This is a genomic window from Paraburkholderia sp. GAS348, from assembly GCF_050434205.1.
Taxonomy (GTDB): domain Bacteria; phylum Pseudomonadota; class Gammaproteobacteria; order Burkholderiales; family Burkholderiaceae; genus Paraburkholderia.
This window is the reverse complement of sequence record NZ_JBNPVT010000002.1, coordinates 43,335-68,122: the sequence shown is the minus strand read 5'-3', so window position 1 is coordinate 68,122 and position 24,788 is coordinate 43,335. Positions and strand designations below refer to the sequence as shown.

25 protein-coding genes are annotated in these 24,788 nt (G+C 60.2%); 16 read left to right on the top strand and 9 right to left on the bottom strand.

The window, feature by feature from the left end; all coding sequences use genetic code 11:
- Positions 1–76 precede the first annotated feature (76 nt).
- Complete coding sequence (locus tag P3T22_RS03260) at positions 77–1,324, bottom strand: pyridoxal phosphate-dependent aminotransferase (protein ID WP_063495996.1); 1,248 nt, start codon at positions 1,322–1,324, stop codon at positions 77–79.
- A 532-nt stretch (positions 1,325–1,856) separates the two neighbouring features.
- On the opposite strand from P3T22_RS03260, the gene P3T22_RS03255 reads away from it, so the two are divergent.
- The 12 genes from P3T22_RS03255 (at position 1,857) to P3T22_RS03200 (ending at position 14,849) form a co-directional block, all read left to right on the top strand.
- The gene (locus tag P3T22_RS03255; protein WP_063495995.1) at positions 1,857–2,231 is read left to right on the top strand and encodes an Mth938-like domain-containing protein; all 375 of its coding nucleotides are present in this window, start codon (positions 1,857–1,859) and stop codon (positions 2,229–2,231) included.
- A gap of 89 nt (positions 2,232–2,320) precedes the next feature.
- Positions 2,321–4,069 carry a glycosyltransferase family 39 protein gene (locus tag P3T22_RS03250; protein WP_429324209.1) on the top strand — a complete coding sequence of 583 codons (1,749 nt, stop codon included), beginning with the start codon at positions 2,321–2,323 and terminating at the stop codon, positions 4,067–4,069.
- Between the two features lie 25 nt (positions 4,070–4,094).
- Positions 4,095–4,466: an SMR family transporter gene (locus P3T22_RS03245; RefSeq protein ID WP_063495993.1), complete on the top strand. Its 372-nt coding sequence runs from the start codon at positions 4,095–4,097 to the stop codon at positions 4,464–4,466.
- Positions 4,467–4,724: 258 nt separating this feature from the next.
- A complete protein-coding gene (locus P3T22_RS03240; RefSeq protein WP_063495992.1) occupies positions 4,725–5,876 on the top strand; it encodes a DegT/DnrJ/EryC1/StrS family aminotransferase in 1,152 nt (383 codons plus the stop codon).
- Positions 5,877–5,882: 6 nt separating this feature from the next.
- Positions 5,883–6,926, top strand: a complete 1,044-nt coding sequence (locus tag P3T22_RS03235) for a glycosyltransferase (protein ID WP_429324208.1) — start codon at positions 5,883–5,885, stop codon at positions 6,924–6,926.
- On the top strand, positions 6,923–7,858 hold the full coding sequence (locus tag P3T22_RS03230; protein WP_429324207.1) for a formyltransferase: 936 nt from the start codon (positions 6,923–6,925) through the stop codon (positions 7,856–7,858). Before P3T22_RS03235 ends, P3T22_RS03230 begins: the two co-directional genes overlap by 4 nt.
- Positions 7,855–8,919 (top strand): bifunctional UDP-4-keto-pentose/UDP-xylose synthase, encoded by a 1,065-nt coding sequence (locus P3T22_RS03225; RefSeq protein ID WP_063495989.1) that lies wholly within the window; start codon positions 7,855–7,857, stop codon positions 8,917–8,919. Before P3T22_RS03230 ends, P3T22_RS03225 begins: the two co-directional genes overlap by 4 nt.
- Positions 8,920–8,929: 10 nt before the next feature.
- Positions 8,930–9,823: a polysaccharide deacetylase family protein gene (locus tag P3T22_RS03220; RefSeq protein WP_063495988.1), complete on the top strand. Its 894-nt coding sequence runs from the start codon at positions 8,930–8,932 to the stop codon at positions 9,821–9,823.
- 154 nt (positions 9,824–9,977) lie between these two features.
- Positions 9,978–10,439 (top strand): peroxiredoxin, encoded by a 462-nt coding sequence (locus P3T22_RS03215; protein ID WP_063495987.1) that lies wholly within the window; start codon positions 9,978–9,980, stop codon positions 10,437–10,439.
- A gap of 347 nt (positions 10,440–10,786) precedes the next feature.
- Complete coding sequence (locus P3T22_RS03210) at positions 10,787–12,667, top strand: PhoH family protein (RefSeq protein ID WP_429324206.1); 1,881 nt, start codon at positions 10,787–10,789, stop codon at positions 12,665–12,667.
- A gap of 211 nt (positions 12,668–12,878) precedes the next feature.
- Positions 12,879–13,898, top strand: a complete 1,020-nt coding sequence (locus tag P3T22_RS03205) for an NlpC/P60 family protein (protein WP_429324205.1) — start codon at positions 12,879–12,881, stop codon at positions 13,896–13,898.
- Between the two features lie 144 nt (positions 13,899–14,042).
- Positions 14,043–14,849: an SDR family oxidoreductase gene (locus tag P3T22_RS03200; RefSeq protein WP_063497932.1), complete on the top strand. Its 807-nt coding sequence runs from the start codon at positions 14,043–14,045 to the stop codon at positions 14,847–14,849.
- Positions 14,850–14,954: 105 nt separating this feature from the next.
- Here P3T22_RS03200 and P3T22_RS03195 read toward each other — a convergent pair whose 3' ends face one another.
- Together P3T22_RS03195 and P3T22_RS03190 are read right to left on the bottom strand one after the other, a co-directional pair.
- Positions 14,955–15,965, bottom strand: a complete 1,011-nt coding sequence (locus tag P3T22_RS03195; protein WP_063495984.1) for an inorganic phosphate transporter — start codon at positions 15,963–15,965, stop codon at positions 14,955–14,957.
- Positions 15,965–16,591, bottom strand: a complete 627-nt coding sequence (locus P3T22_RS03190; RefSeq protein WP_063495983.1) for a DUF47 domain-containing protein — start codon at positions 16,589–16,591, stop codon at positions 15,965–15,967. The genes P3T22_RS03195 and P3T22_RS03190 overlap by 1 nt, the downstream gene beginning before the upstream one ends.
- Positions 16,592–17,495: 904 nt before the next feature.
- On the opposite strand from P3T22_RS03190, the gene P3T22_RS03185 reads away from it, so the two are divergent.
- Both P3T22_RS03185 and P3T22_RS03180 read left to right on the top strand, forming a co-directional pair.
- Positions 17,496–17,777, top strand: a complete 282-nt coding sequence (locus P3T22_RS03185; RefSeq protein ID WP_429324204.1) for a BrnT family toxin — start codon at positions 17,496–17,498, stop codon at positions 17,775–17,777.
- Positions 17,749–18,024 carry a BrnA antitoxin family protein gene (locus P3T22_RS03180; protein ID WP_429324203.1) on the top strand — a complete coding sequence of 92 codons (276 nt, stop codon included), beginning with the start codon at positions 17,749–17,751 and terminating at the stop codon, positions 18,022–18,024. Before P3T22_RS03185 ends, P3T22_RS03180 begins: the two co-directional genes overlap by 29 nt.
- Before the next feature lie 88 nt (positions 18,025–18,112).
- Here the strand turns inward: P3T22_RS03180 and P3T22_RS03175 are convergent, their stop codons facing one another.
- A complete protein-coding gene (locus tag P3T22_RS03175; protein WP_429324202.1) occupies positions 18,113–18,310 on the bottom strand; it encodes a helix-turn-helix transcriptional regulator in 198 nt (65 codons plus the stop codon).
- A 218-nt stretch (positions 18,311–18,528) separates the two neighbouring features.
- Here P3T22_RS03175 and P3T22_RS03170 point away from each other — a divergent pair, with 218 nt between their 5' ends.
- Positions 18,529–19,089 (top strand): hypothetical protein, encoded by a 561-nt coding sequence (locus P3T22_RS03170; RefSeq protein ID WP_429324201.1) that lies wholly within the window; start codon positions 18,529–18,531, stop codon positions 19,087–19,089.
- Between the two features lie 350 nt (positions 19,090–19,439).
- On the opposite strand, the gene P3T22_RS03165 is transcribed toward P3T22_RS03170, so the two are convergent.
- Positions 19,440–19,577, bottom strand: coding sequence for a hypothetical protein (locus P3T22_RS03165; RefSeq protein WP_429324200.1), 138 nt, complete (start codon positions 19,575–19,577; stop codon positions 19,440–19,442).
- 53 nt (positions 19,578–19,630) lie between these two features.
- Entirely contained in the window at positions 19,631–20,191 is a 561-nt protein-coding gene (locus tag P3T22_RS03160; protein WP_429324199.1) for a recombinase family protein, read from the bottom strand.
- A 245-nt stretch (positions 20,192–20,436) separates the two neighbouring features.
- Here P3T22_RS03160 and P3T22_RS03155 point away from each other — a divergent pair, with 245 nt between their 5' ends.
- Positions 20,437–21,258, top strand: coding sequence for a hypothetical protein (locus tag P3T22_RS03155; RefSeq protein ID WP_429324198.1), 822 nt, complete (start codon positions 20,437–20,439; stop codon positions 21,256–21,258).
- Between the two features lie 154 nt (positions 21,259–21,412).
- On the opposite strand, the gene P3T22_RS03150 is transcribed toward P3T22_RS03155, so the two are convergent.
- From P3T22_RS03150 to P3T22_RS03140, 3 genes are read right to left on the bottom strand one after another with little or no spacing between them, the layout of a single operon-like run.
- Positions 21,413–22,552: a hypothetical protein gene (locus P3T22_RS03150; RefSeq protein WP_429324197.1), complete on the bottom strand. Its 1,140-nt coding sequence runs from the start codon at positions 22,550–22,552 to the stop codon at positions 21,413–21,415.
- Positions 22,553–22,581: 29 nt separating this feature from the next.
- Entirely contained in the window at positions 22,582–22,839 is a 258-nt protein-coding gene (locus P3T22_RS03145) for a hypothetical protein (RefSeq protein WP_429324196.1), read from the bottom strand.
- On the bottom strand, positions 22,836–24,743 hold the full coding sequence (locus P3T22_RS03140) for a hypothetical protein (RefSeq protein WP_429324195.1): 1,908 nt from the start codon (positions 24,741–24,743) through the stop codon (positions 22,836–22,838). Before P3T22_RS03140 ends, P3T22_RS03145 begins: the two co-directional genes overlap by 4 nt.
- Positions 24,744–24,788 lie beyond the last annotated feature (45 nt).

Below are 24,788 nucleotides of genomic sequence, written 5' to 3'. Positions count from 1 at the left end.
GCAGCGTGTGTTTTCGAGTAAATGATTAAAAGGAAACTGGGGCTGGCCGCGGCGCGCGCCGGGCGCGCCGTCCATCTCAAGCCGTGTGGCGTTTGCGGTAGCCGTCGAGGAAGCGCGCGATCCGGTTGATCGAATCCGCGAGGTCGTCCACGTTCGGCAGGAACACAACGCGGAAGTGATCCGGCGTTTTCCAGTTGAAACCGGTGCCTTGCACCAGCAGCACGCGCTCTTCCAGCAGGAGGTCGAGGATGAACTGCTGGTCGTCCTGGATCGGATAAATCTTCGGATCGAGGCGCGGGAACATGTACAGCGCCGCCTCGGGCTTCACGCAGCTCACGCCGGGGATGGCCGTCAGCATGTCATACGCGAGTTCGCGCTGTTTGTACAGGCGCCCGCTCGGCAGGATCAGGTCGTTGATGCTTTGATAGCCGCCAAGCGCGGTCTGGATCGCGTACTGGCCGGGCACGTTCGGGCATAGGCGCATCGAGGCCAGAATGCCGAGCCCTTCGAAATAGTCTTTGCCATTGCGGCGGTTCTCGCCGGTCAGGCCCGAAATAAACATCCAGCCGGCGCGGTAGCCGCACGAACGGTAGCTCTTCGAGAGGCTGTTGAATGTGACGGTGAGCACGTCTTCGGAGAGCGCGGCCATCGACGTGTGCTTCTTGCCGTCGTAGACGATCTTGTCGTAGACCTCGTCGGCGAAGATCACGAGGCCGTGCTGGCGGGCGATCTCGATCAGGCCGAGCAGCAGTTCGTCCGAGTACAGCGCGCCGGTGGGGTTGTTCGGATTGATGACGACGAGCGCACGCGTGTTCGGCGTGATTTTCGCGCGGATGTCGTCCAGATCCGGCATCCAGCTGTTCGATTCGTCGCAGATGTAATGCACCGGCGTGCCGCCCGACAGGCTGACGCCGGCGGTCCACAGCGGGTAGTCCGGTGCGGGCAGCAACACTTCGTCGCCATCGTTCAGGAGGCCTTGGAGCGCCATCACGATCAGCTCGGAGGCGCCATTGCCGATGTAGATGTCGTCCAGTTCGACGCCATGCACGCCCTTTTGCTGCGTGTAATGCATGATCGCCTTGCGCGCGGCGAACACGCCCTTGGAATCCGAGTAGCCGGACGAACCCGGCAGATTCAGGATCATGTCCTGGATGATTTCATCCGGCGCGTCGAAGCCAAACGGCGCGAGATTGCCGATGTTCAGCTTAATGATGCGGTGGCCCTCTTCTTCGAGCCGCTTCGCATGTTCGAGGACAGGCCCGCGAATGTCGTAGCAGACATTCAACAACTTGTTGGATTTGAGAATCGGTTTCACGGCGGGCACTTCATCCTGTTGATGGGCTTGGGCGAACCAGCGGGGGCGAAAAAACGGGACCCCGGCAAGTCCGCCGATATGGGGGATTATGACGCGGCAGGCCCGCCGGACACGGATCGAGCCGCCAGACGCGGATTGGGCCGGCTTTCCGGGCTGGCTAGGCGCGCGTCCGGCGGATTGCGCCGGCGCAGCAGCCAGACAGACCAAAAAGCAGACCCAAAGCAGATAAAAAACAGTCGAAAATCCGACGAAAAGCGGGCAAAACCAAGGCAGGTAGCCGATAGGCCTCGCTCATGTTCTCAGCGCGGCTTATGACAGCACATGAGGTGGCACTTGAGCGAGGGGCGCCGCAAGGCGGCTAAAAAGTTATAATTTAGCGGATTTTGGCCTGCTTCCGCAATGCACCAACCGCAACGGCAAGCCTTTTCGGCCGCTTCTGTGCCATTCGCGTGTCCCACTCGCGTCAAGCGGCCCTGATTCCGTTGTGCCCGGTCAGGCCGCCAACACGCATGATGTCTCACGACGACTTCGGAAAACGAATTTGAAATTACATCAGGATTCCAGCGGCGCCCTCAATACCGTCACCGGCTACGGCGCCGACTATGTCGAAATCAATCTGGTGCGCCATTCGGGCAGCATTCTCGTGCTGCCGGACGCGCCCGTCATCCCATGGCCCGTCTCCTCGTTCGACGACCTGAGCGCCGAACACTTCGCGATGCTGGTGGACGCCGCGCCCGAAGTGGTCGTGTTCGGCAGCGGTGAACGGTTGCGCTTCCCGCATCCGCGCCTGATCGCGGCGCTCACCGCCAAACGCATCGGCGTCGAAACGATGGACTTCAAGGCCGCCTGCCGCACCTACAACATTCTGATGGCCGAGGGCCGCAAGGTCGCGGCCGCGTTGCTGATCGAAGCGTAACGGCCGCCGGCTCCCTCGACGCACCAATCGCCATTTCCGAACAACAACGCAACGCCGCCTGCGCGGCGTCGCCAAAAAGGTTGAAATCCATGAACGATACGCCGACGAGGCTACCGCTCAATCGCTCCACGATCCTGCTGCTGGTGCTGGCCCTCGCCGTGATCTGGTTCGTGCCGCTCGGCTGGCGCCATCTGCTGCCGAGCGACGAAGGCCGCTATGCCGAAATGGCACGCGAAATGTTCGTCACCGGCGACTGGATCACGCCGCGCTACAACGGCTACAAGTATTTCGAGAAGCCGCCGCTGCAAACCTGGGCGAACGCGCTGACGTTCGCGTGGTTCGGCATCGGCGAATGGCAGGCGCGGCTCTACACCGCGCTGACGGGCTTTGCCGGCGTGCTGCTGATCGGCTTTACCGGCGCGCGCGTGTTCAACGCGGCGACCGGCGTGTTCGCGGCGATCGTGCTGGCTACGTCGCCGTACTGGAACCTGATGGGCCACTTCAACACGCTCGACATGGGCCTGTCGTTCTGGATGGAACTGACGCTCTGCACGCTGCTGCTGGCGCAGCGCCCCAGCCTGCCGACCGCCAACGTGCGGGCATGGATGTGGGTCTGCTGGGGGGCGATGGCGCTGGCGGTGCTGTCCAAGGGACTCGTGGGCATCATCCTGCCGGGTGCGGTACTGGTGCTGTACACCCTGGCCTCACGCGACTGGGCCGTGTGGAAGCGCCTGCATCTGATCGGCGGCCTGATCGTGTTCTTCGCGATCGTCACGCCGTGGTTCGTGCTGGTGCAGCAGCGCAACCCGGAATTCCTGAACTTCTTCTTCATCGTTCAACAGTTCAAGCGCTATCTGACGCCTGAACAGAACCGCCCGGGGCCGTTCTATTACTTCGTGCCGGTGCTGCTGGTCGGCTTCCTGCCGTGGTTGTCGGTGACCTTCCAGAGCGTGCGCCACGCGTGGCGCCTGCCGCGCCAGCCGAACGGCTTTGCGCCGGTCACGCTGATGCTGGTGTGGACCGCGTTCATCTTCCTGTTCTTCAGCGCGTCGCACTCGAAGCTCCTGTCCTACACGCTGCCGATCTCCCCGCCGATCGCCCTGATCGTCGGCATGTATCTGCCGCTCGTCACACGCGACCAGTTGCGCCGCCATCTGGCCGGCTATGCGCTGTTTCTGGTCGTAGCCGCGTTTGCCGCGCTGTTCATGTCGCGCTTCGGCAATGCACGCAACCCGACTGAGTTGTATGTCGAATACCGCACCTGGGTGCTGGCGGCACTCGGCGTCGCCTTCGTGCTTACGCTGGCCGCGCTGTGGCTGAACCGCCGCAGCCGCGCTGGCACGCTCGGCGCCGTCGCGAGCTTTGGTGTGGCGTGGCTGCTGCTCGGTACGATTGCCGGCACGGGTCACGACGTGTTCGGCCGTCTGAGCTCCGGCGCGCCGCTCGCGCCCGCGATCAAGGCCGAGATCGCCAAGTTGCCGGCCGATACGCCGTTCTACTCGGTCGGCGTGCTCGACCACACGCTGCCGTTCTATGTCGACCACACGATGATCATGGTCGAACATCCCGACGAACTGGCGTTCGGCGTGTCCGTCGAACCGCAGAAATGGGTGCCGTCGATCGACGCGTGGATCGATCGCTGGAAGGCCGAGCGCTATGCGCTCGCGCTGATCCCGCCGCCGACTTACGACCGGCTGCTCAAAGAGGGGCTGCCGATGCAGGTGATCGCGCGCGACTCACGCCGGGTGGTGGTGGTGAAGCCCGTGGCGGTGCCCTCGCCCACATCCGGTGCAGCAGCACAGAGCGCACCCGCGCCAGTGGAAAAACCACAACAATGACCCCATCTGAGGAACCGACCGTTCGATGAACCCGATTTCCCTCTTTTGCATCCTCGCCGGCGTCACGTTGAACGCCGGCGCGCAATTGCTGCTCAAAGCCGGAACGAATGCCGTTGGACACTTCGATTTCTCCCGTGCGAACATCCTGCCCATCGCCTTCCGGCTCGCAACGCAGCCACCGATCATCGGCGGGCTGGCCTGCTACGTGATCAGCGTGGGCGTATGGGTGGTCGGACTCTCGCGGGTGGACGTGTCGATTGCCTATCCGATGTTGTCGCTCGGATACGTCGTCAACGCGTTCGCGGCGTGGTATCTATTCGGCGAAGTGTTGTCGGCACAGAAGCTGGTAGGGATTGGCGTCATCCTGATCGGCGTCGTCGTCGTGGCGCGCAGCTAGGCGCGCCATGCCCCGGCCGCGCTGCGCCGGGCACGATTTATTACCGTTTATTGCCGGCACCGGTGCAAGCGCAGCGACAATACCGGCGGCAACAGATGCGCTAAGCCGGGCACCGTCGCCGGCTAAGTAAAACGTAAGGTTGGCCGCGGTAGGTTTGGCGGTTGCGCCCTTTTTTAGCCGTAGCCTTGGGTTTGCGCGTAGTTTGTGATCTACTTCGCGCCCTCCGGGTTGTGCCCCTTTCAATCGAGCGAAGCATTCATGAGCCAGTCACCAGTCCCGTTTTTGCCGTTTGTCAAACCTGAGATCGATGAAGAAACGATTCAGGGCGTCGTCGACGTGCTCCGCTCCGGTTGGATCACGACCGGCCCGCAGAACCAGAAGTTCGAAGCGGCGTTGTCCGAGTTCTGCGGCGGCCGCCCGGTGCGCACGTTCAATTCCGGCACCGCGACGCTCGAAATCGGGCTGCGTATCGCGGGCGTGGGCGAAGGCGACGAAGTCATCACCACCCCCGCCTCGTGGGTCGCGACCAGCAATGTGGTCTATGAAGTCGGCGCGACGCCGGTGTTCGTCGATATCGACCCGGTGACCCGCAACATCGACCTGGACCTGCTGGAAAAGGCCATCACGCCGCGCACCAAGGCGATTATTCCGGTTTACCTGTCGGGGCTGCCGGTCGACATGGACCGGCTGTATGACATCGCTCGCGCCCACAAGCTGCGCGTAATCGAAGACGCCGCGCAGGCGTTCGGCTCGACGTGGAAAGGCGAGCGCATCGGCAGGCTCGGCGATATGGTCTCGTTCAGCTTTCACGCGAACAAGAATCTGACCTCGATCGAAGGCGGCGCCCTGGTGCTGAACAACGAGGAAGAAGCGATCCTCGCCCAGAAGTACCGCCTGCAAGGCATCACCCGCACCGGCTTCGACGGCATGGACTGCGACGTGCTGGGCGGCAAGTACAACCTGACGGACGTCGCCGCGCGTGTCGGCCTCGGTCAGCTGCCGCATCTGGAGCGTTTCCTTGCACAGCGCAAAAAGCTCGTGCGCGCCTATTTCGCTGGACTCGAAGGCGGCGCGGCGCTCAAGCTGGGCATCGGCCTGCCGCTTGCCGACTTCGAGAACAGCAACTGGCACATGTTCCAGATCACGCTGCCGCTCGAAAAGCTGTCGATCGACCGCGCCGGCTTCATGGGCCTGTTGAAGGAACGCGGCATCGGTTCGGGCGTGCACTATCCGGCGATTCACCTGTTCTCGCTGTACCGTGCGCGCGGCTTCAAGGAAGGGATGTTCCCGCACGCGGAGCGCTTCGGCGCCACCACCGTCACGCTGCCGCTGTTCACGCTGATGAACGAGGGCGACGTGGAGCGGGTCTGCCGCGCGGTCAACGAAATTTGCGAACAATACGGAAAATAAGCGGAAATGAGTTATTCGGAACATCGCGCCGTCGCACCGGAAGTGTCGATCATCATCCCGGTGTACAACGAGGAAGCCGGGCTGGCCGCGCTGTTCGCGCGCCTCTACCCGGCGCTCGACGCGCTCGGCACCGGCTATGAAGTGATCTTCATCAACGACGGCAGCCGCGACAAATCCGCCGCCCTGCTCGCCGAGCAGTTCCGCGCGCGGCCCGACACGACCCGCGTGATTCTGCTGAACGGCAACTACGGTCAGCACATGGCGATTCTGGCGGGCTTCGAGCAATCGCGCGGCGAGATCGTCATCACGCTCGACGCCGACCTGCAGAATCCGCCGGAAGAAATCGCCAAGCTGGTCAACAAGATGCGCGAAGGCTACGACTACGTCGGCACGATCCGCCTGCAACGCCAGGACAGCTTGTGGCGCCGCAAGGCCTCGCGCGCGATGAACCGTCTGCGCGAGCGCATCACCCGCATCAAGATGACCGACCAGGGCTGCATGCTGCGCGCGTACAGCCGCCACATCATCGACACGATCAATCGCTGCGGTGAGATCAACACCTTCATTCCGGCGCTCGCATACACCTTCGCGCAGAATCCGGTCGAGATCGAAGTCGCGCACGAAGAGCGTTTTGCCGGCGAATCGAAGTACTCGCTTTACAGCCTGATCCGCTTGAATTTCGACCTGGTCACCGGCTTCTCGGTCGTGCCGCTGCAATGGCTGTCGTTCATCGGCGTGATCCTGTCGCTCGGGTCCGCCGCGCTGTTCGTGCTGCTGCTGATTCGCCGCTTCATCATCGGCGCGGAAGTGCAAGGTGTGTTCACGCTGTTCGCTGTCATCTTCTTCCTGCTTGGCGTGATCATCTTCGCGTTGGGCCTGCTCGGTGAATACATCGGCCGGATTTATCAGCAGGTGCGCGCGCGTCCGCGTTATCTGGTGCAGACAATTCTCGAGCAGCGCGACGGCACGACCGTGACCGAAGCGCCGCGTCAGGCGGTTGTGCAGGCCGTGCAGGCCTCGCCGCTGATCGATCAGGACCCGAATCCATGAAGCCGCGCGCCGTCGTTTTCGCGTATCACAACGTCGGCGTGCGCTGCCTGCAGGTACTGCTCGCGCGTGGCGTCGAGGTGGCGCTGGTCGTGACGCATGAGGACAGCCCAACCGAAAACATCTGGTTCGGCAGTGTCGCCTCGGTTGCGGCCGGGCACGGCATTCCCGTCGTCACGCCGGCCGATCCGAAAAGCCCGGAATTGCGCGCCGCGGTGAGCGCCGCGCGCCCGGACTTCATCTTTTCGTTTTACTACCGCCACATGTTGCCGGTCGATCTGCTGGCGCTCGCCGCACGGGGCGCTTACAACATGCACGGCTCGCTTCTGCCGAAGTACCGTGGCCGCGTGCCGACCAACTGGGCGGTCATCCACGGCGAAACCGAAACCGGCGCGACGCTGCACGAAATGGCCGCCAAGCCCGATGCGGGCGCGATCATCGCGCAAACGCCGGTGCCGATCCTGCCCGACGACACCGCCGCGCAAGTGTTCGACAAGGTCACGGTGGCCGCCGAGCAGACCCTGTGGCACGTGCTCCCGGCACTGCTCGCGGGCGAAGCGCCGCATCTGCCGAACGATCTGTCGCACGGCAGCTACTATGGCGGGCGCAAGCCTGAAGACGGCCGGATCGACTGGACGCAAGCCGCGCAGCAAGTCTACAACCTGATCCGGGCGGTCGCGCCGCCCTATCCCGGCGCGTTTACCGATATCGCAGGTCACCGTTTCATCATCGCCCGTGCGCGCCTGGCTGCGCCCGGCGCGCTTCGCTCGGATTTGCCGCCGGGCCTGCACGTAAGCGATAATGCCGTTTTCGCGATATGCGGCGACGGTCGCTCGATCGCCATCCACGAATTGCGGCACCAGCATGACGGCAACGAAACCGTTATCACCCCGGCCGAATTCGCCCAGCTCATCCAAACTCCCCGTCATTCATGAAAACCGAAGGTTTCGCTAAAAAAGTCCTGATTCTGGGTGTGAACGGCTTCATCGGCCATCACCTGTCCAAACGCATTCTTGAAACGACCGATTGGGAAGTCTTCGGGATGGACATGCAGACCGAACGTCTCGGCGACCTCGTCAATCATGAGCGGATGCACTTCTTCGAAGGCGACATCACGATCAACAAGGAGTGGGTCGAGTATCACATCAAGAAGTGCGATGTGATCCTGCCGCTGGTCGCGATCGCCACGCCCGCCACGTACGTGAAGCAGCCGTTGCGCGTGTTCGAACTCGACTTCGAAGCGAACCTGCCGATCGTGCGTTCGGCCGTCAAGTACGGCAAGCACCTCGTGTTTCCGTCGACCTCCGAGGTCTACGGCATGTGCACGGACGAGCAGTTCGATCCGGAAGAATCGCAACTGTCGTACGGCCCGATCAACAAGCCGCGCTGGATCTACGCGTGCTCCAAGCAGCTGATGGACCGCGTGATCTGGGGTTACGGCATGGAAGGCCTGAACTTCACGCTGTTCCGTCCGTTCAACTGGATCGGCCCGGGCCTCGATTCGATCTATACGCCGAAGGAAGGCAGCTCGCGCGTGGTCACGCAGTTCCTCGGCCATATCGTGCGCGGCGAGAACATCAGCCTCGTGGACGGCGGTGCGCAAAAGCGCGCGTTCACGGATATCGACGACGGCATCGGCGCGCTGATGAAGATCATCGAGAACAAGGACGGTGTCGCCACGGGCAAGATCTACAACATCGGCAACCCGACCAACAATTTCTCGGTGCGCGAGCTCGCGCACAAGATGCTGACGCTGGCCGCCGAATTCCCGGAATACGCCGAGCTGGCCAAGAAGGTGCAGCTGGTCGAAACGTCCTCGGGCGCGTACTACGGTGCGGGCTATCAGGATGTGCAGAACCGCGTGCCGAAGATCGACAACACGATGCAGGAACTCGGCTGGGCGCCGAAGTCGACCTTCGACGAAGCGCTGCGCAAGATTTTCGAAGCGTATCGCGGCCACGTCGCCGAAGCGCGCGCCCTCGTCGAACAGCAATAAGGCCTGATCCTTGGCTCGTATCGTCCTGAAGATCGACGTCGACACGCTGCGCGGCACCCGCGAAGGCGTGCCGAATCTTGCTCGCATCTTCGACCGCTTCAAGGCGCGTGCCACTTTCCTCTTCAGCCTCGGGCCCGACCACACCGGCTGGGCGATGCGCCGCGTGTTGCGGCCGGGCTTTCTGAAGAAGGTGTCGCGCACGTCGGTGGTCGAACATTACGGCATCAAGCAGTTGATGTACGGCGTGCTGCTGCCGGGGCCGGACATCGGCGTGAAAAGCGCCGCGGAAATGCGCGCGATTCATGAAGCCGGTTTCGAATGCGGCATTCACACGTGGGACCACGTTTACTGGCAGGACAACGTGCGTTCGCAAGACCGCGAGTGGACCGAGAAGCAGATGCAGAAAAGCTTCAACCGCTTCGTCGCGATCTTCGGCACGCCGCCCGTCACGCACGGTGCGGCCGGCTGGCAGATGAACGGTCACGCGTTCGAGCAGATCGACGCGTGGGGCATGCACTACGCGTCCGACGGGCGCGGCCATTCGCCGTATCTGCCGGTGGTCGGCGGCCGGCAGCTGTCGCACGTGCAGATGCCCACCACGCTGCCCACGCTCGACGAAGTGCTCGGCGTGGATGGTGTCGATGAGCACAACGTCGCCGCGTGGATGTTGAAGCACACCGAAAACAATCCGCATGATCAGGTGTTCACGCTGCACGCTGAACTCGAAGGACAAAAGCTTGCGCCGATTTTCGAACAGCTGCTGGAGGGCTGGCGCGCGCAAGGCCATAGCTTCGCGACCATGGGCGATTACTACGCCACGCTAGACCGCAGCACGCTGCCATCGTACCCTGTTACATGGGGCGAAATTCCAGGCCGCTCCGGCGAGTTGATTGTCCAGTTCTGACTGGCCAGGCTACAGCCGGCCGTGACGGCCCGGCCGCCGCGCGAGCGGCCACCACGCGCCAGTCGCCCTCCCCAGAACCCTCGATGCCAGGCCTGCGCCGCAGCAGTTGCAAGTGCAAGTACTGCGACGTCGGCCATTACAACCGGAGAACCTCGTGCCCATCGCAGTCGACCAACCCATCCCCGACTTTACCGCCCCCGCTACCGGTGGCGAGATCACGCTGTCCAAGCTGCGGGGCAAGAAGGTGGTGCTGTATTTTTATCCGAAGGACAACACGCCGGGCTGCACAACCGAGAGCCTGGAATTTCGCAATCTGTATCCGAAGTTCAAGAAGGCCGGCGCGGAGATTGTTGGTGTGTCGCGTGACACCATGCGTTCCCATGACAATTTCAAGGCAAAGCTCGAACTGCCATTTCCGTTGATCTCGGACCCCGAAGAAACCTTGTGTACGCTCTTCGGTGTCATGAAATTGAAGAAAATGTATGGCAAAGAAGTACGTGGGATCGAACGCTCCACGTTCCTGATCGACGCCGAAGGCGTGCTGTGCCAGGAGTGGCGCGGCGTGAAAGTGCCAGGGCATGTCGATGACATTCTGGAGGCTGTACAAGCGCTTTGAGGCGCGTTATATTGGGTTCCAATGAGTGCCTGTCCACCCCACACTTTTCGTAACTGCGCCAGACTTGACGGCCGTTTTTCCGGGTCCGTGGAAGTTATGAGGCGCAACGCGATAACCGAAGGCGAGCCGCTTGTCCCGTACGCCGGGGCGGCGGCTTTTTTAATTGCGCGCGGCCGTTCGTTCACTCGGCCACGCGCTTCCGTTAAGGAGCCGATCGAAGACCAGGCGAACCGGCATCTCTAGACCGAATGCGCGCCTCCGGGCGCAAACTGCGTGCGCACTCACTGGCACCAGCAGAATGCGACAGGCGGCGCACGAAATGTGACCCGATTATTTCGAGGGAAACCATGCCTTTGCCTACCCCCCCCAGCAAGCTCGGCAATCTCCTGCCGCCTGACGAATACAAGGCCAAAGCCGCCACGCCGGCGCGCTCCGCCGTGAAGAAACAGGCAGTCGAAGGGGAATCCGCGGAGTCGGCCGATTACGGCCGCGCGAACGTCGCCACGCCGATGGCGCATGCCGCCAATGCGGCGACCACTTTGCGGCCCGTGCCGGCCTCGCCGGCTTCCTCTGTTGCGTCCGCGTCCGCCGCCGGGCAAGCTGCACCGGCGCCCCGCAGCCGCAAATCGAAGCAGACCGCCGCCTTGCTGCAACCGGTGCCCGCTGCGCGTCCGCAAACCGAGCCAGCGGCTGAAGCCACACCCGCCGCTAAATCGCAGCCGGTCGTCGCGCGCACGCCAAGCTCGAAAGACCCGGCCGCAGGCACGCCCGCAGCCGCAGCACCCAGCACGCGCGGCACCAGCAAGAAGCGCGGCGCGTCCACTGGCCCGCTCGAAGTCCAGAAGCTCTTCGTGCTCGACACGAACGTGCTGATGCACGATCCAAGCTGCCTGTTCCGTTTCGAGGAACACGACGTCTATCTGCCGATGATGACGTTGGAAGAACTCGACAACCACAAGAAGGGCATGTCCGAAGTCGCGCGTAACGCGCGCCAGGTGAGCCGCACGCTGGACGCGTTGGTGGCGAACGCCGGCAACATGTCGGACGGTATTTCGCTGGCGCGTCTCGGCAGCCGTGAGGCATCCGGGCGCCTGTACTTCCAGACCAAGCTCACCGCCATCGAGCCGGTCGAAGGCCTGCCGGAAGGCAAGGCCGACAACCAGATTCTCGGCGTGGTACGTGCGCTGCAGCGCGACCGGATGGATCGCCAGGTCGTGCTGGTGTCGAAAGATATCAACATGCGCATCAAGGCGCATGCGCTCGGTCTACCCGCAGAAGATTACTTCAACGACCAGGTGCTCGAAGACAGCGATCTGCTGTACTCGGGCATCCGCGCGTTGCCTCAGGATTTCTGGACCAAGCACGCGAAGGGCATGGAAAGCTGGCAGGACACCAAAACCGGCACCACGTATTACCGTGTGACGGGTCCGCTGTGCGCCTCGATGCTGGTCAACGAATTCGTCTATCTGGAGCCGCAGAACGGCGAGCCGACGTTTCATGCGCTGGTGCGCGAACTGAACGGCAAGACGGCGCTGCTGCAAACCTTGCGTGACTATGGCCACCACAAGAACAACGTGTGGGGCATTACGGCGCGCAATCGCGAGCAGAACTTCGCGCTGAACCTGTTGATGAATCCGGAGATCGACTTCGTCACGCTGCTGGGTCAGGCCGGTACCGGCAAGACGCTGGTCGCGCTCGCGGCCGGCCTTGCTCAGGTGCTCGACGACAAGCGCTACAACGAGATCATTGTGACGCGTGCAACGGTGCCGGTCGGTGAAGACATCGGCTTCCTGCCGGGTACGGAAGAGGAAAAAATGCAGCCGTGGATGGGTGCATTCGACGACAACCTCGAAGTCCTGCAGAAAACCGACGACGCCGCCGGCGAATGGGGCCGCGCCGCGACGCAGGAACTGATCCGCTCGCGCCTGAAGGTCAAGAGCATGAACTTCATGCGTGGCCGTACGTTCGTAGACAAGTATCTGATCATCGACGAGGCGCAAAACCTGACGCCGAAGCAGATGAAGACGCTGGTCACGCGCGCGGGTCCGGGCACGAAGATCATCTGTCTGGGCAATATCGCGCAGATCGATACGCCTTACCTGACGGAAGGCAGCTCGGGTCTGACGTACGTGGTCGACCGCTTCAAGGGCTGGGCGCACAGCGGGCATGTGACGCTGGCGCGCGGCGAGCGTTCGCGCCTCGCGGATTACGCGTCGGAAATTCTTTAAGTCTTCAACGCCTTAGTTTTGTTTTGCCATGAAACCGCGTCCGGAGCACTCCGGACGCGGTTTTTTCATTGGCCGCGCGTTCCGCTCCAGCCACACTTAGCGCGCAAACTTCAAGTAATTTGTCAGGAATTCTTGCCTGAGCCAGGTTCGCCGGGCTACCATCCCGAAATCGTCCGCCCTTAAAAGAGCGTTTACCGCTCACTTTGTCTTCATGCGCCGACTCGCTTTCTCGCTTCTGACCGTTTTGCTGCTCGCCGCTTGCGCCGGCGCGCCGCAAAAAACGTCGCGCGAGACAGGTTCATCGGTCGTGGTCACGAACGGCGCCTATCATGCGCCGCCGCCGGGCTTCCCGAATTTCGTCGACCACAGCATCGGCCGCGAGGAAATCTCCATTCAGGCGATGAGTCTGGTTGGCATTCCGTACCGTTGGGGTGGTAATACGCCCGATAGCGGCTTCGATTGCAGCGGATTAGTTCGCTACGTGGTGTCACGCGCCGCTTCCGTGGATCTGCCGCGCACGACTGCGGATATGAGCGGCCGCGGAGAATCCATCGAACCGGATGAGATCGCGCCGGGCGATCTGATTTTTTTCAACACCACCGGGCGTGCGCATTCGCACGTCGGCATTTATGTGGGCAAGCTGCGCTTCGTCAACGCGCCGTCGACGGGCGGCACCGTGCGGCTCGACTACCTCACCAATCCGTATTGGGCCAAGCGCTTCGACGGCATTCGTCGCGTGGCAGCGCCAGCGGCGACACCGGTGCCGTTCGACACACCGAGCTATCAGGCTGCTGCGCCGGCACCCGCGCCACAAGCTGATCCGTTCGAACCGCCTCCGCCCGGCATGAGCGTCGGGCAGATGCAGGCGCGTGCGGCAGGCGCTGTATCTCCGGTGCCCTTGCCAGCCACTCAAGCGAGTGCGTACGACGCCGCCGCAGGCACTACGAATCAGCAGACGGCGGCTGCGCGCTCTGAACCGCCAACGGTCGCCGCCCGTGCGCCGGATCCGATCGACGCCGCTGCCGATGCATTCGAACCGCCCCCACCCGTTTCAGTCGCCGCGCGCCAGGCTCAGCAGGCCCAGCAGGCCCAGCAAGCTCAGCAAGCTCAGCAAGCCGATGGGAACGCAGACGTGCAGATCATGCGTGCCTCGACGGCGTCGCGTGGCATCCCTGCCCCCACGCAAACCACCGACGACCCGATCGCACGCTTCGCTAACGGCAATTTCTAACGGCGCGGGCTTGTGGCTCGTGGCCCTGCCGCCCAGGATTAGTCACGTGCCGGCGCGCGCCCCCCGCACCTCGAGCCAGTCCGTCCCCGCTGCGCTGCCGATCTGCTATCGTCATCGATATTCTTCCGACAGCGGGTGATGACGATGGATCTCGGGCTGAAAGACAAGGTAGTGTTGATCACGGGCGGCAGCAAAGGGATCGGGTTCGCCTGCGCCCGGGCGTTCGCCCTCGAGGGTGCGAAAGTCGCAATCGTTTCGCGCGACCCCGCCAATCTCGCGCGCGCTTACGAACAGTTGAAGCAGGAAGACCTGCACGTGCATCGGACCCGCGCCGACCTGCACGAACCACACAGTGCCGCGGACATCGTCGAGGAAGTCACCACTGCGGTCGGCCCCATCGACGTGCTGATCAACAGCGCCGGCGCAGCCCGCCGCTATGACCCGGAAACGCTGGACGCCGAAGCGTTCCGCGCGACCATGGAAGCCAAGTATTTCCCCTACATCTACCCGCAGCAGGAAGTGCTGCGGCGCATGGCCGAGCGCGTGAAGGCCGGCGACAGCGCCGCACCCGGCACGATCGTCAATATCATCGGTATGGGCGGCAAGATCGCGAGCGATATCCATATCGCCGGTGGCGCCGCGAATGCCGCGCTGATGCTCGCCACCGTCGGCCTCGCCCACTACTACGCGCGCTACGGCATCCGTATCAACGCAATCAATCCGGGTTCGACACTGACCGAGCGCGTCGAGGAAGCGGTCAAACTGGAAGCGTCGCAGCAAGGCATTGCCAGCGCGGACGCGTTGGCGCGCGGGCAGGCTAAAGTGCCGCTCGGACGCTATGCAAAACCGGAGGAAATCGCTGACGTCGCGCTGTTTCTGGCGAGCCGCCGCGCGAGCTATGTAACGGGCGCAATCGTCCCGATGGATGGAGGCAGCACGCCGCTGATCTGAGCGGCGCGCATTATCAGCTTTATCAGCTTTATCAGCTTTATCAGCTTTATCAGCTTTACAGCGCGGACAGCCTGGCCGTTTGACAGCCTCGCGGTCCGCGTGCGCTTACAGGAAGCGGTGGCCGAACCACCAGGCAGCTGCGGCGAGCGCCGCGGAAGCCGGAATCGTCAGAATCCACGCCCAGACGATGTTGCCGGCCACCCCCCAACGCACCGCGCTCAACTTCTGCGTGGCGCCGACACCGACGATCGCGCCGGTAATCGTATGGGTGGTGGACACTGGAATACCGAGCCACGACGCCGTGAACAGCGTGATCGCCCCGCCCGCCTCCGCGCAAAAACCGCCGACCGGCTTCAGCTTGGTGATCTTCTGGCCCATCGTGCGGACGATGCGCCAGCCGCCGAACAACGTACCGATACCCATGGACAGATAGCAGCCACCGATCACCCACAGCGGCGGTGCGTCCGCGATCGACGAAGCGTAGCCGGTCGCGATCAGCAACATCCAGATGATGCCGATGGTTTTCTGCGCGTCGTTACCGCCGTGTCCGAGGCTGTACAGCCCCGCGGAGATCAGCTGCAAGCGCCGGAAGCGCCGATCGACTTTGCTCGGTGGCGTACGGAAGTAGATCCACGACACCGCGAGCATGAAGAACGAGCCGAGTACGAAACCGAGCAGCGGGGAGATGAAAATGAAGGCCACCGTCTTCATCAGGCCGTCGAAATTGAGCGAACCCCAGCCCGACTTGGCCAGCGCCGCCCCCACCAGTCCGCCGATCAGCGCGTGCGACGAGCTGGACGGGATACCGTAATGCCACGTGATGATGTTCCAGCCGATTGCCCCGACCAGCGCACCAAAAATGACGTAGTGGTCGACGATATGCGGATCGATCGTGCCCTTGCCGACCGTCTGCGCCACTTTCAGGTGGAACACGAAATACGCGACAACGTTGAACGCCGCCGCGAAAGCCACGGCCTGCTGCGGCTTCAGCACGCCGGTCGACACGACCGTGGCGATCGAATTCGCCGCGTCGTGGAAGCCGTTCATGAAGTCGAAAATCAGCGCGACGGCGACCAGGCCGGCAACGACCCAGATAGCGAGTTGTATCGATTGCATTATGCGTTTTCCAGCACGATGCCTTCGATGATGTTCGCCACGTCCTCACACTTGTCGGTGATCGTTTCGAGCAGTTCGTAAATGGCCTTCAGCTTGATCAGCGTCTTGACGTCGTCTTCTTCGCGGAAAAGCTTCGACATCGCCGAGCGCAGCACGCGGTCGGCTTCGGATTCCAGACGGTCGATGTCCTCGCACGCCTTCAGGATCTGGCTCGCCTGCTTCATGTCCGATAGCAGGCTGACGGCGAACTGCACACGCTCGGAGGTGGCCGTGCAGATATGCGCCAACTGGCTCGCTTCGGAGGTCACCGCCTGCACGTCGTACAGCGAGATAGCGGTGGCGACGTCCTCCATCAAATCGAGGATGTCGTCCATCGTGGTGATCAGCTTGTGGATCTCGTCGCGGTCGAGCGGCGTGATGAAGGTCTTGTGCAGCAGGTCGATGGCTTCGTGCGTGAGCTTGTCAGCGGCCTTTTCGGCCTTCTGCACGTTTTGCTTGTGGGTCTCGGCGTCCTGCAGGTTGTCGATCAGCAGCTCGAGTTCCCGGCTTGCCGAGACGATGCACGTTGCGTGCGCATTGAAAATTTCAAAGAACTTGCCCTCGGTGGGCATGAAACGACCGAACATATGGCTTCCGATAGGCTGTATTTTTACAGCAAAATCAAACGGTTACAGGCTTTGCGCCACACCGCCAATCGAGAAATACGAAAACTGTACGAAAAATCGATTGGGATAACGTCAGTGTGACGACTTCGTGACAAGCCGCGATTCTATCGGAAAGCGCATGCTCACTGGCGGGCCTGTCCGATCCCCGCAACCCAATGTAACGCCGACCTTGACCAGTGCGACGGCGGTAGCGACAACTAGTCTTTAGGCGATCTCACTCGTAGATCAGATCCATCCAGCCTTTCCGCCATTCCCTCCGCCCAACGGCGCCATTCGTCAAAGCGCTCTCCCGGCTCCCCTCCTGATCTACGGCGACTATCTAGCTCAGCGAGATAACGGCGGATAGACTCCGCACGATGCCAATCCTCGACCTCCGAAAGTAGAGCGTAATATTTTTGTTCCTCCTCGATAGTCTGCCGAACTTTCTCTGAGTCGCGACCCGCTCGCGCCTGCTTCAACTTGCGTCTACGAAAAGGCGCGTCTTTCTCAATCAGAGTAGCCATGCTGATGGTTCGCCGCTGACCCGCGACTAACCTGGGAAGATCGGCGCGAGGCATCGGTCTGCCGAAATGGACTTGAGCCCAAAAGCCTTGCGGTGGGAGGGGCACATTAAGCTGAAGGCACGCCCATTTCACGGTGGGCCGGGATACTCCGTACTTCTTCCCAAGCTCGATCATCGGAGTTCGCCACACTTCGTCGTACAACGATTCACGCTCTATGTCGGCTGGCGAGGTCATCGGGTGATCCCATAAAAGAAGCAATATCGCAACGGCTGATCGACTTCGATAGCCTACGAATCCTTACAATGAAAACGTAGCTACAAAAACCTTTGCGCACCATTGTTTTTGTAACTACAATAATTGTCATGCCCATCGAATACGACCAAACCAAAAGCGACGCTAACCAGCGCAAACATGGGGTCTCGCTCGCTATCGCAGAGAAAATTGACTGGTCGGCAGTATGGTGCGCGCCGGATGATCGCAAAGACTACGGCGAACTTCGCGAAATCGGCTATTCGCCGATTGGCGAGCGCTTGTACTGCGTGGTGTTCACGCAGAGAGGCAACGTATTCCGCGTAATCAGCCTTCGCAAGGCCAGCAACCGCGAGATTGAACGATATGAGCAAGCAAACGAAATTGATCCGTAACACGCCCGACGAGGAAGCCGCGATCCAGCGCGGCATTGCGGCCGATCCTGATGCGTTCGAGCCGACCGACGAACAATTTGCACAGATGAAGCGGCGCGGTGGTCGCCCCAAGCTCGCCACTCCTAAGGTGGCGGTGACAGTGCGCTATGACAGCGACGTTATCGAACGATTCAGGGCCAGCGGCGACGGTTGGCAGACTCGCATGAACGATGCTTTGCGCGATTGGCTCAAAACGCACTCCGCATAACTCAGCAGCAGCCATCCGGGCGGCGGTTGCTGTTCGGTGTCATATTCGTTTTGGGCAGGCTCGGCAATGGCCTACATTCGACGTTGCACTATCCAACCGGTGGCAAGTTAGAAACCGGTCGCGCTTCCGCCCATTCCTCCAATTCCCGCACCAACCATGCGACTCTCCGTCCGGTCAGTAGTCGCGATTTTGGAAAGTCTCCCTGATTGATTAGTTTGCGAATGCCTGACTCCGACAAGGCGAGCGCTTCGGCAGCGCCTTGTATATCAAGGTAGATTGGCTTCATGCATATTCTCCAAGCGGCAAAACTAGCGAGTCTATCCACGATGGGGGCGCTTGCGGGGAAACGCTACCCGCGCGGTATTCATTCCACTCAAACTAGCCAGATGCACTACCGCGTGGCCATGATTTGCGAATGCGAGATGTACTGACCCTTGTTTGGAGGCGTAGATCGGGATATGGTCTGCCTGTGAAACCATCAAAAACAATCAATCCGGGGAATTCATGAAACACGCCGTCATCGCCGCGTTGCTCGCATTCGCATCCATCAGCGCACACGCTCAAGACCCATCAACCATCGCCGGATGGTCGCATCTACCACCCGCAGTGCAAGCGCGAGAGATGGCAGCGTATCAGGCGGAGCAACGCGGCTGTGATGGCGTGTCGCAAAGCGGCCAGCTTCTGCCCTCATGCGGCGAAAAAACCAAGCCTTATGTGGGTTACGCGGGCACCAAAAACTGTATCGGATGCACACCCGAGCAAGCCGCAAGGCGTGAAGCCGCGTTGCAGGCCATGCAGGCACAGACAGCAGCGGACGAAGCTGCGTATCAGGCTCGATTGACGCCTAGAGAGAAGGCAGCGCGCCAGAAGGTGTTAGCCGATGGCGAGGCACGCAGCAAGCAACAGCGCGACATGCAAGCGATGGACCGGCAAGCCGTACAGACTGACGCGCACGGCAACAAGTGCGGCGCGACAGAATGCGGTCATGCGGTCCAATACGACGAATACACATGGAACGGGTCACGCTGGGTCGGAACCGGCAGCGGGTTCGCTCGCACGAACTAGCCTAGCGCTTTACCGGACACTGAGCCCGCCTTGTCGCGGGCTTATCTACGGCCCGCAACGGAAAAAGCCCCGCACGATGGCGAGGCGTTTTCTGTTGCACGCGGCGATCTATCAGGACGCGGGCCGAGCTTCGAGTCCAAACAAGCGGTTTGAAAGTTGCATCGTGAAGCCATCTAGCACGGCGGCCATATCTTCTGCTCTAACGGTGCTTAGCGCCATTTCAAACTGACGTTTTGCGCTCAAGATATTTGCGCCGTGTACGGGCGAGTGGGTCGGCTCTTGATAGGTCATTTTCGTTGGGTCCATTGTGAGATACCGGGAAATCGCCCGGCGCGGTTTGCCGCGATAGGTTATGCGGTAGCGATGCCCTTCACTGCCCTGTCCATCTGAACAAGTACAGCGGCCCGTTCTTCCGGTCGAAACGTCGTGAGCATTTTCACGAACTCTGCCTCAGTAAGTACTACTGATTTCTCTTGTTGTGCGTTCATCACGTCAATCCTAATTTTTTAAGTAGCCGGAAGTCCGTCCCGGCGCGGTCGTTTTATTTCGCTGCTTTGAGGTATGCGTACATCGTCGGGCGACTGATGCCGAGGTCGCTAGCAACTGCTGTAACTGATTCGCCAACGTCGATGCGGGCCTTGGCTACGGCCACTTGATCAGGCGTGAGAGACGGTTTGCGGCCTTTGTAGACCCCGTTCGCTTTGGCAATTGCGATGCCTTCGCGCTGCCGCTCGTTTATCAACGTGCGTTCGAACTGTGCAAATGCACCTAGCATGGTCATCATCAACGTTTGCATTGGGTCGTGACTGTCGCCCTTGAACGTCATCCGCTCCTTAATGAATTCGACGGTTACAGCCTTGGTCGTTAGTTCGCGGACGATGCGTAGCAAGTCCTCAGTGTTGCGCGCCAAGCGGTCCATCGAATGGACAATCAGCGTGTCGCCGTCGCGCAGATAGTCGAGCGCGGCCTGTAGCTGCGGGCGCTCGGTCGTCTTGCCGCTCGCCTTGTCTTCAAAAACCTTATCGAGTTGCACGCCGTCAAGCTGGCGTGCGGTGCTTTGATCCGCCGTCGAGACGCGGACATAGCCGATTCGTTTGCTCATGATGCCGACCCCGTTCTTTGTTTGATTCGATAAGTTAGAGTCTACACCCTTTCCAGATTTTGTAAAGAAATTATTTTTATCACCCTATTTTTACAGTTCTGGACACCCCTCAAGCTGTATCGCTAGGGCGTACCCCATCGAGACGCACTCAGTATCAGCACAACTCCGCTTGACTCTCGCGGCTCGGTGTAATTGAATCAAGGTGCCGACCCCGGTTTGTGCCGTCTGCCAGAGGAGCGAAAGGGATGAACTGGGACCGTTTTCTCTCTGTCGCAAACCTCACGGTCTTGATTGTCGGCAGCGTCGCCGCAGGCTATGAGTGGCTGACGTTCAAACAAAAGTACGACGAACAGACGCTAAGTCAGATCGCACTCGCCAACAAACAATTGAGTATCGCCCTCGGCACAGATGAGCAAAAGCCGTACGACTACAGCGGCGACCTGACCATAATCGAGGTTAAGAAATTTGCCGATGGCACGTCTTTGTATGACGTGACTTTCGATGTAACGAGCAAGAACACGTCTAAGTCGCTGATTCGTGTCTCGTACAGCAGCGCAGAACTATATCTTGGTGACCCCTCGATCAAAGAACTAACGCCCGGTTCTGCCGCCAGCATCAACGACTCCCCAGACCCGTGGCATCCGCAGGATAGCGGGTTACTCTCGTGGCGACGGATTGCCTATGAGGCACACGTTGACGAAGGGCCGACGAATTCAACCGTGCTGAAATGGATGGGTGCCCGATACACATCGATTGGGCATGGAGGGGCGTTGACCGGGATACTTGAGAGCGGCACATCAACCGAGTACGCCCCCGAGTACCTGATTCGAGCAAAGCCAAACCAATATGTCAGCTTCGTTGTTAGTTTCGGAATCGACGACTCGCTGGACGCCGGCTCACCGAACGTTGGACTTATTTCCAACACGGAAATACTCGCGGATGCCGACACGGGGCAAGATGGCGTAGTGGTCGCTAGAAGTGCCCCCGGCATTCACGCCACCGCCAAGTTGAAAAAAAACCAACGTCGCGACTTGCATCACCGAGTGGCCGCTACGACCAGCGGTTGACAGCCTGCCGCTGATCAATTTCGTAGCCGATGTTCGTTTGCATTTGACGCTTACGCACAGCGCTCAAAAATATAGCTCGACCTCTCCAACGCCGCGTGATTCCTACAACCGTACTGACTGGCGTAGAGCCAGATCTTCACGTACTCGCCCGCCGCTATGCCACGCTAACCGCCACATCAGGCGCGCTGTTCTTCGCCTCAAGCTCAATCCGATAACCTGATTCAAAGTCGATGCTTCGCTTCACGCTCGCCGGATAATAGAGTTGGTCGAACGGCGTGTTGGTTCCGGTCAGCCTAACCGGCATCGTCACGTCTAACACGTCATCACCCGGAAACTCAGCAGACAGCGACATTTCGTGTTGCACCAGCTCCCGATAATACGAGCGCGCTTTCAGGTCGCACGCCTGTTGCGTGGCGTTGTGGAGCGTGCAGTAATGCGTTTGCGAATTTGGTCCCGGCTTGCCTGTTGGGTAGGTCGAGTGATAGACCTTGCAAGCCAAGTCATTCCACGTCCGCACCACGACAACGATACCGCGCGAGATAGTCAGGGCGCGCTTTAGCCTCAAGCCTTTGGCGCTAGATGATGCGAACGCCTGAGAGGAGCTAGGCTGGGTCCATGTGACTTGGTAAGGGGTGGCACTGTCAGGGGTAGTGCGAGGCTGAAAGAACAGCGTCAGGCCGCGCACGTACACGCCGTACTGTTCGAAGCGAGCTAGGCGCGTCAGCAAATCCCATTCAGTGCTCGAATCGGTCATGGTCGTATGATCGATTTGGTAGTACTTCCCTACCTGCGTTGTGGTCGGCGTGACTTGCGGGGTCAATCCATGACGCTTCGCGAGAAGTATTGCAATCTGAGAAGCGGTTTTGTTTTGCCATTTCTCCGTAGTCTTGGCATCGATCAGTAGCGCGGTGAGGTCGCGCCCCCTGATGCGCAGCGTGCCTTTTACCGGGTCGTAATCAATATCATCGACTTGACCGTAAATCCAAGGCTTCGGAAGGTCATCGGTCGTCCATTTAGAGGAGTTCGCTACGATTCCGGCGAAAATTTCGACGTATATGGTTTTTTGAGTCGAAAACCAGTCTGCGTCATTTGTCGGCGGCAGCGCAGACGCGGCGAACGTGACAGAAAATGTATCAGCGCCTTCATAAGTGTTGTTATCAACTTCGAGCGCCGTCCATCCCGTGACGTTAGTCCCCACGTCCCCGATAGTGCTATGCAGCTTGATTGCGCCACGTACGGCGCGCACTTTTGATGTAATCAATGAAACCTCTGTTTGGGGTTGCAATGCCGACATGGTGCTGTCGGCATTGCTATTGGCAATTACTACTTGTGGCGACGCACCCGGCGTTCAGCCCGGTTAGCCGGAACTGTGATTCCATTGCGCCGCATAAATTCGGCAAGCTCGGCTTGCGATAGACCGTCGAGCGCGTACAGCAAATCACGCGCGGTCTGCCCTTCGTTCGGCACAATGCCAACGTCGTAAAGCCCCTTACGAGCAAGCTCCTCGGTTGCAGTCGCTATGCGCTGCATTTCGTTGACGCCCGCCACGACGAATGCGGCCGTTTCTTGATCGACCATCATCCCGTCTGCCCCGGTGCGGCCTGACCCATGCTGAAGTCAAAGCGCGTGCTGCTGCTTACCGAACCCGTTTCGCTTAACACGTCCCTCATTTGGTAGTGGTATGCCTTTTTGATTTGGTCGCCCATATCGACATTAAGAGTTAAGTTGCCGTCGCGCTGCGCCTTCGACCTAACGTAGCTGCTATCACCTGTCGCTGATCCGCCCGCCGCCGCGTAGTAATCCCTATCGGCCTTGGTCGATTGGTTTGTGTCGAATTTCGGGAGTACGCTGCCGAGCTTTGGAAGTATGTTGCTGTTTTTGCCCGCTGCGGCGTAATAGTCCCTATCCGCTTTGGTCGCTTGGTTGATGCCGACTTGCGGAAGCACATTCGCGCCGTCACCACCCATCCACGTTGGGCGATGCTTCCACGCGTCCCCAATGAAGCTAAAGAACCCCCTAACTGAATTTTTGATGCCGTCCCAAATGCCCGACCAATTCAGGGAATGAAGCCACGACCCCAGCGCGATCAATCCGCCGATAGCGGCAATTGTGAGGGTGATAGGCAACGCGACCGCCGCAAATGCGCCCCCTAAAATTCCCACCGCACCCGTAACCAACGCGATAGCGCCACCTACGATAAGAATTCCAGACACGAACATCGCACCAAGTGCGATAAACTTTGTGAGTTTCGGGTTTTCCTTCACCCATGCCGAAACGCCTGTCATGATTTTTGAAAACTCAGTCAGGCCGGTCAATACGGTAGGCAGTACTTTCAGGCCGATCCGCGTCAGAATATTTTCCCATTGCGCATGGACCTGCGACATAATCAGGTTGAGCGGACCGCCCTTTTGCGCCGCGTCTTGATCCATGCCGTGCTGCGCGATAACAGAAGCGCCCGATGCGTCCATTTGATCTGACTGACGCTGCACAGCGCCGATAAGCTTTGCTCCGCTAGAGCCGCCAATCAGGTAGTCAACACGCCGCTTGTCTGCGTCAGTTTTCGCGCCTGCGTTGCTGTAGAAGCCTTGCATGTATTTGCGAAGCCACATGTCATAATCAGACACCAGCAGTTGCGAATCTACAACCTTGTCATCTTTGCCGAACACGCCAATCTTTTTCAATTGCGCGTAAAGCTTGCCGCCTGTGCCGCCGCCGAACCCCACATGTGCCAGCATGCGGTTATCCAGCATCCGAAGGGCAACACCGAAGCCCGCACTCATTTCCTGCATGAGTGGCTCGGCGCGATTCATCGCTTGAGGCGACATTTTGTTAAGGTCGTTCGGGTCAGCCTTCAGGATTGACAGCAGAACACCGGGCTTCATGGTCCCGTTGCCCGACGCCATCAACCTGTAAAAACGGTCAGCCATTACGTTAATGTCTGCGCCGTTGTTGAACGCTCCACCCAATTCCAGAATCTTCGTGAAGTTGGCTTTGTCGCCGTCCGACATTTCCTTGCCTGTGTTCTTCGCGATAGATTCAATCTTTGCTAGGATTGGCGCGAGCTTGAGCGTGTGTTCTACGTTGTCGCGCCCAGCGTCACGCGTCAGCGCGAACGACTCAGCGCCGACAGCCATCTTTTCATTGATGCTCAGGTTTCGCAGTACGCTGTCATTGCCTGCCCACGTTTGGATCGCGCCGAGTTGTGACGCCTTAGCGCCGTTACTCAGAATGTCGGCTTGAATCTTGCGGTACTTGTTCGCCTGTTCAATCGGCGTCTTGAACATCATTGCAAGGCCAGCGCCAGCACTCAACGCAACAGCCCCACCAAACATTGCTTTGGCGCTGGTGCTCATTTTTTCGAGCTTACCAATTAGCGTATCAACGCCTTTGCCCGCCCTGTTGAAGTCACCAGCCATGGCGATTAGCCCATGCGATACATCATTGACAAGGGAAAGTTTTACGCCGATTTTGAAAGCCTCGAACATGAGGCCCATCCTTTGCACCGTTCAGGCGCTGTTGTGTGCCAGCCG

What these genes read in the sequence shown, in the direction of transcription:
- P3T22_RS03145 (WP_429324196.1), bottom strand. Translation starts at nt 22,839, where the DNA reads ATGATGGTCGATCAAGAAACGGCCGCATTCGTCGTGGCGGGCGTCAAC.
- P3T22_RS03140 (WP_429324195.1), bottom strand. Translation starts at nt 24,743, where the DNA reads ATGTTCGAGGCTTTCAAAATCGGCGTAAAACTTTCCCTTGTCAATGAT.
- P3T22_RS03210 (WP_429324206.1), top strand. Translation starts at nt 10,787, where the DNA reads ATGCCTTTGCCTACCCCCCCCAGCAAGCTCGGCAATCTCCTGCCGCCT.
- P3T22_RS03185 (WP_429324204.1), top strand. Translation starts at nt 17,496, where the DNA reads ATGCCCATCGAATACGACCAAACCAAAAGCGACGCTAACCAGCGCAAA.
- P3T22_RS03160 (WP_429324199.1), bottom strand. Translation starts at nt 20,191, where the DNA reads ATGAGCAAACGAATCGGCTATGTCCGCGTCTCGACGGCGGATCAAAGC.
- P3T22_RS03205 (WP_429324205.1), top strand. Translation starts at nt 12,879, where the DNA reads ATGCGCCGACTCGCTTTCTCGCTTCTGACCGTTTTGCTGCTCGCCGCT.
- P3T22_RS03180 (WP_429324203.1), top strand. Translation starts at nt 17,749, where the DNA reads ATGAGCAAGCAAACGAAATTGATCCGTAACACGCCCGACGAGGAAGCC.
- P3T22_RS03225 (WP_063495989.1), top strand. Translation starts at nt 7,855, where the DNA reads ATGAAAACCGAAGGTTTCGCTAAAAAAGTCCTGATTCTGGGTGTGAAC.
- P3T22_RS03200 (WP_063497932.1), top strand. Translation starts at nt 14,043, where the DNA reads ATGGATCTCGGGCTGAAAGACAAGGTAGTGTTGATCACGGGCGGCAGC.
- P3T22_RS03170 (WP_429324201.1), top strand. Translation starts at nt 18,529, where the DNA reads ATGAAACACGCCGTCATCGCCGCGTTGCTCGCATTCGCATCCATCAGC.
- P3T22_RS03175 (WP_429324202.1), bottom strand. Translation starts at nt 18,310, where the DNA reads ATGAAGCCAATCTACCTTGATATACAAGGCGCTGCCGAAGCGCTCGCC.
- P3T22_RS03235 (WP_429324208.1), top strand. Translation starts at nt 5,883, where the DNA reads ATGAGTTATTCGGAACATCGCGCCGTCGCACCGGAAGTGTCGATCATC.
- P3T22_RS03250 (WP_429324209.1), top strand. Translation starts at nt 2,321, where the DNA reads ATGAACGATACGCCGACGAGGCTACCGCTCAATCGCTCCACGATCCTG.
- P3T22_RS03240 (WP_063495992.1), top strand. Translation starts at nt 4,725, where the DNA reads ATGAGCCAGTCACCAGTCCCGTTTTTGCCGTTTGTCAAACCTGAGATC.
- P3T22_RS03190 (WP_063495983.1), bottom strand. Translation starts at nt 16,591, where the DNA reads ATGTTCGGTCGTTTCATGCCCACCGAGGGCAAGTTCTTTGAAATTTTC.
- P3T22_RS03150 (WP_429324197.1), bottom strand. Translation starts at nt 22,552, where the DNA reads ATGTCGGCATTGCAACCCCAAACAGAGGTTTCATTGATTACATCAAAA.
- P3T22_RS03195 (WP_063495984.1), bottom strand. Translation starts at nt 15,965, where the DNA reads ATGCAATCGATACAACTCGCTATCTGGGTCGTTGCCGGCCTGGTCGCC.
- P3T22_RS03245 (WP_063495993.1), top strand. Translation starts at nt 4,095, where the DNA reads ATGAACCCGATTTCCCTCTTTTGCATCCTCGCCGGCGTCACGTTGAAC.
- P3T22_RS03230 (WP_429324207.1), top strand. Translation starts at nt 6,923, where the DNA reads ATGAAGCCGCGCGCCGTCGTTTTCGCGTATCACAACGTCGGCGTGCGC.
- P3T22_RS03165 (WP_429324200.1), bottom strand. Translation starts at nt 19,577, where the DNA reads ATGAACGCACAACAAGAGAAATCAGTAGTACTTACTGAGGCAGAGTTC.
- P3T22_RS03155 (WP_429324198.1), top strand. Translation starts at nt 20,437, where the DNA reads ATGAACTGGGACCGTTTTCTCTCTGTCGCAAACCTCACGGTCTTGATT.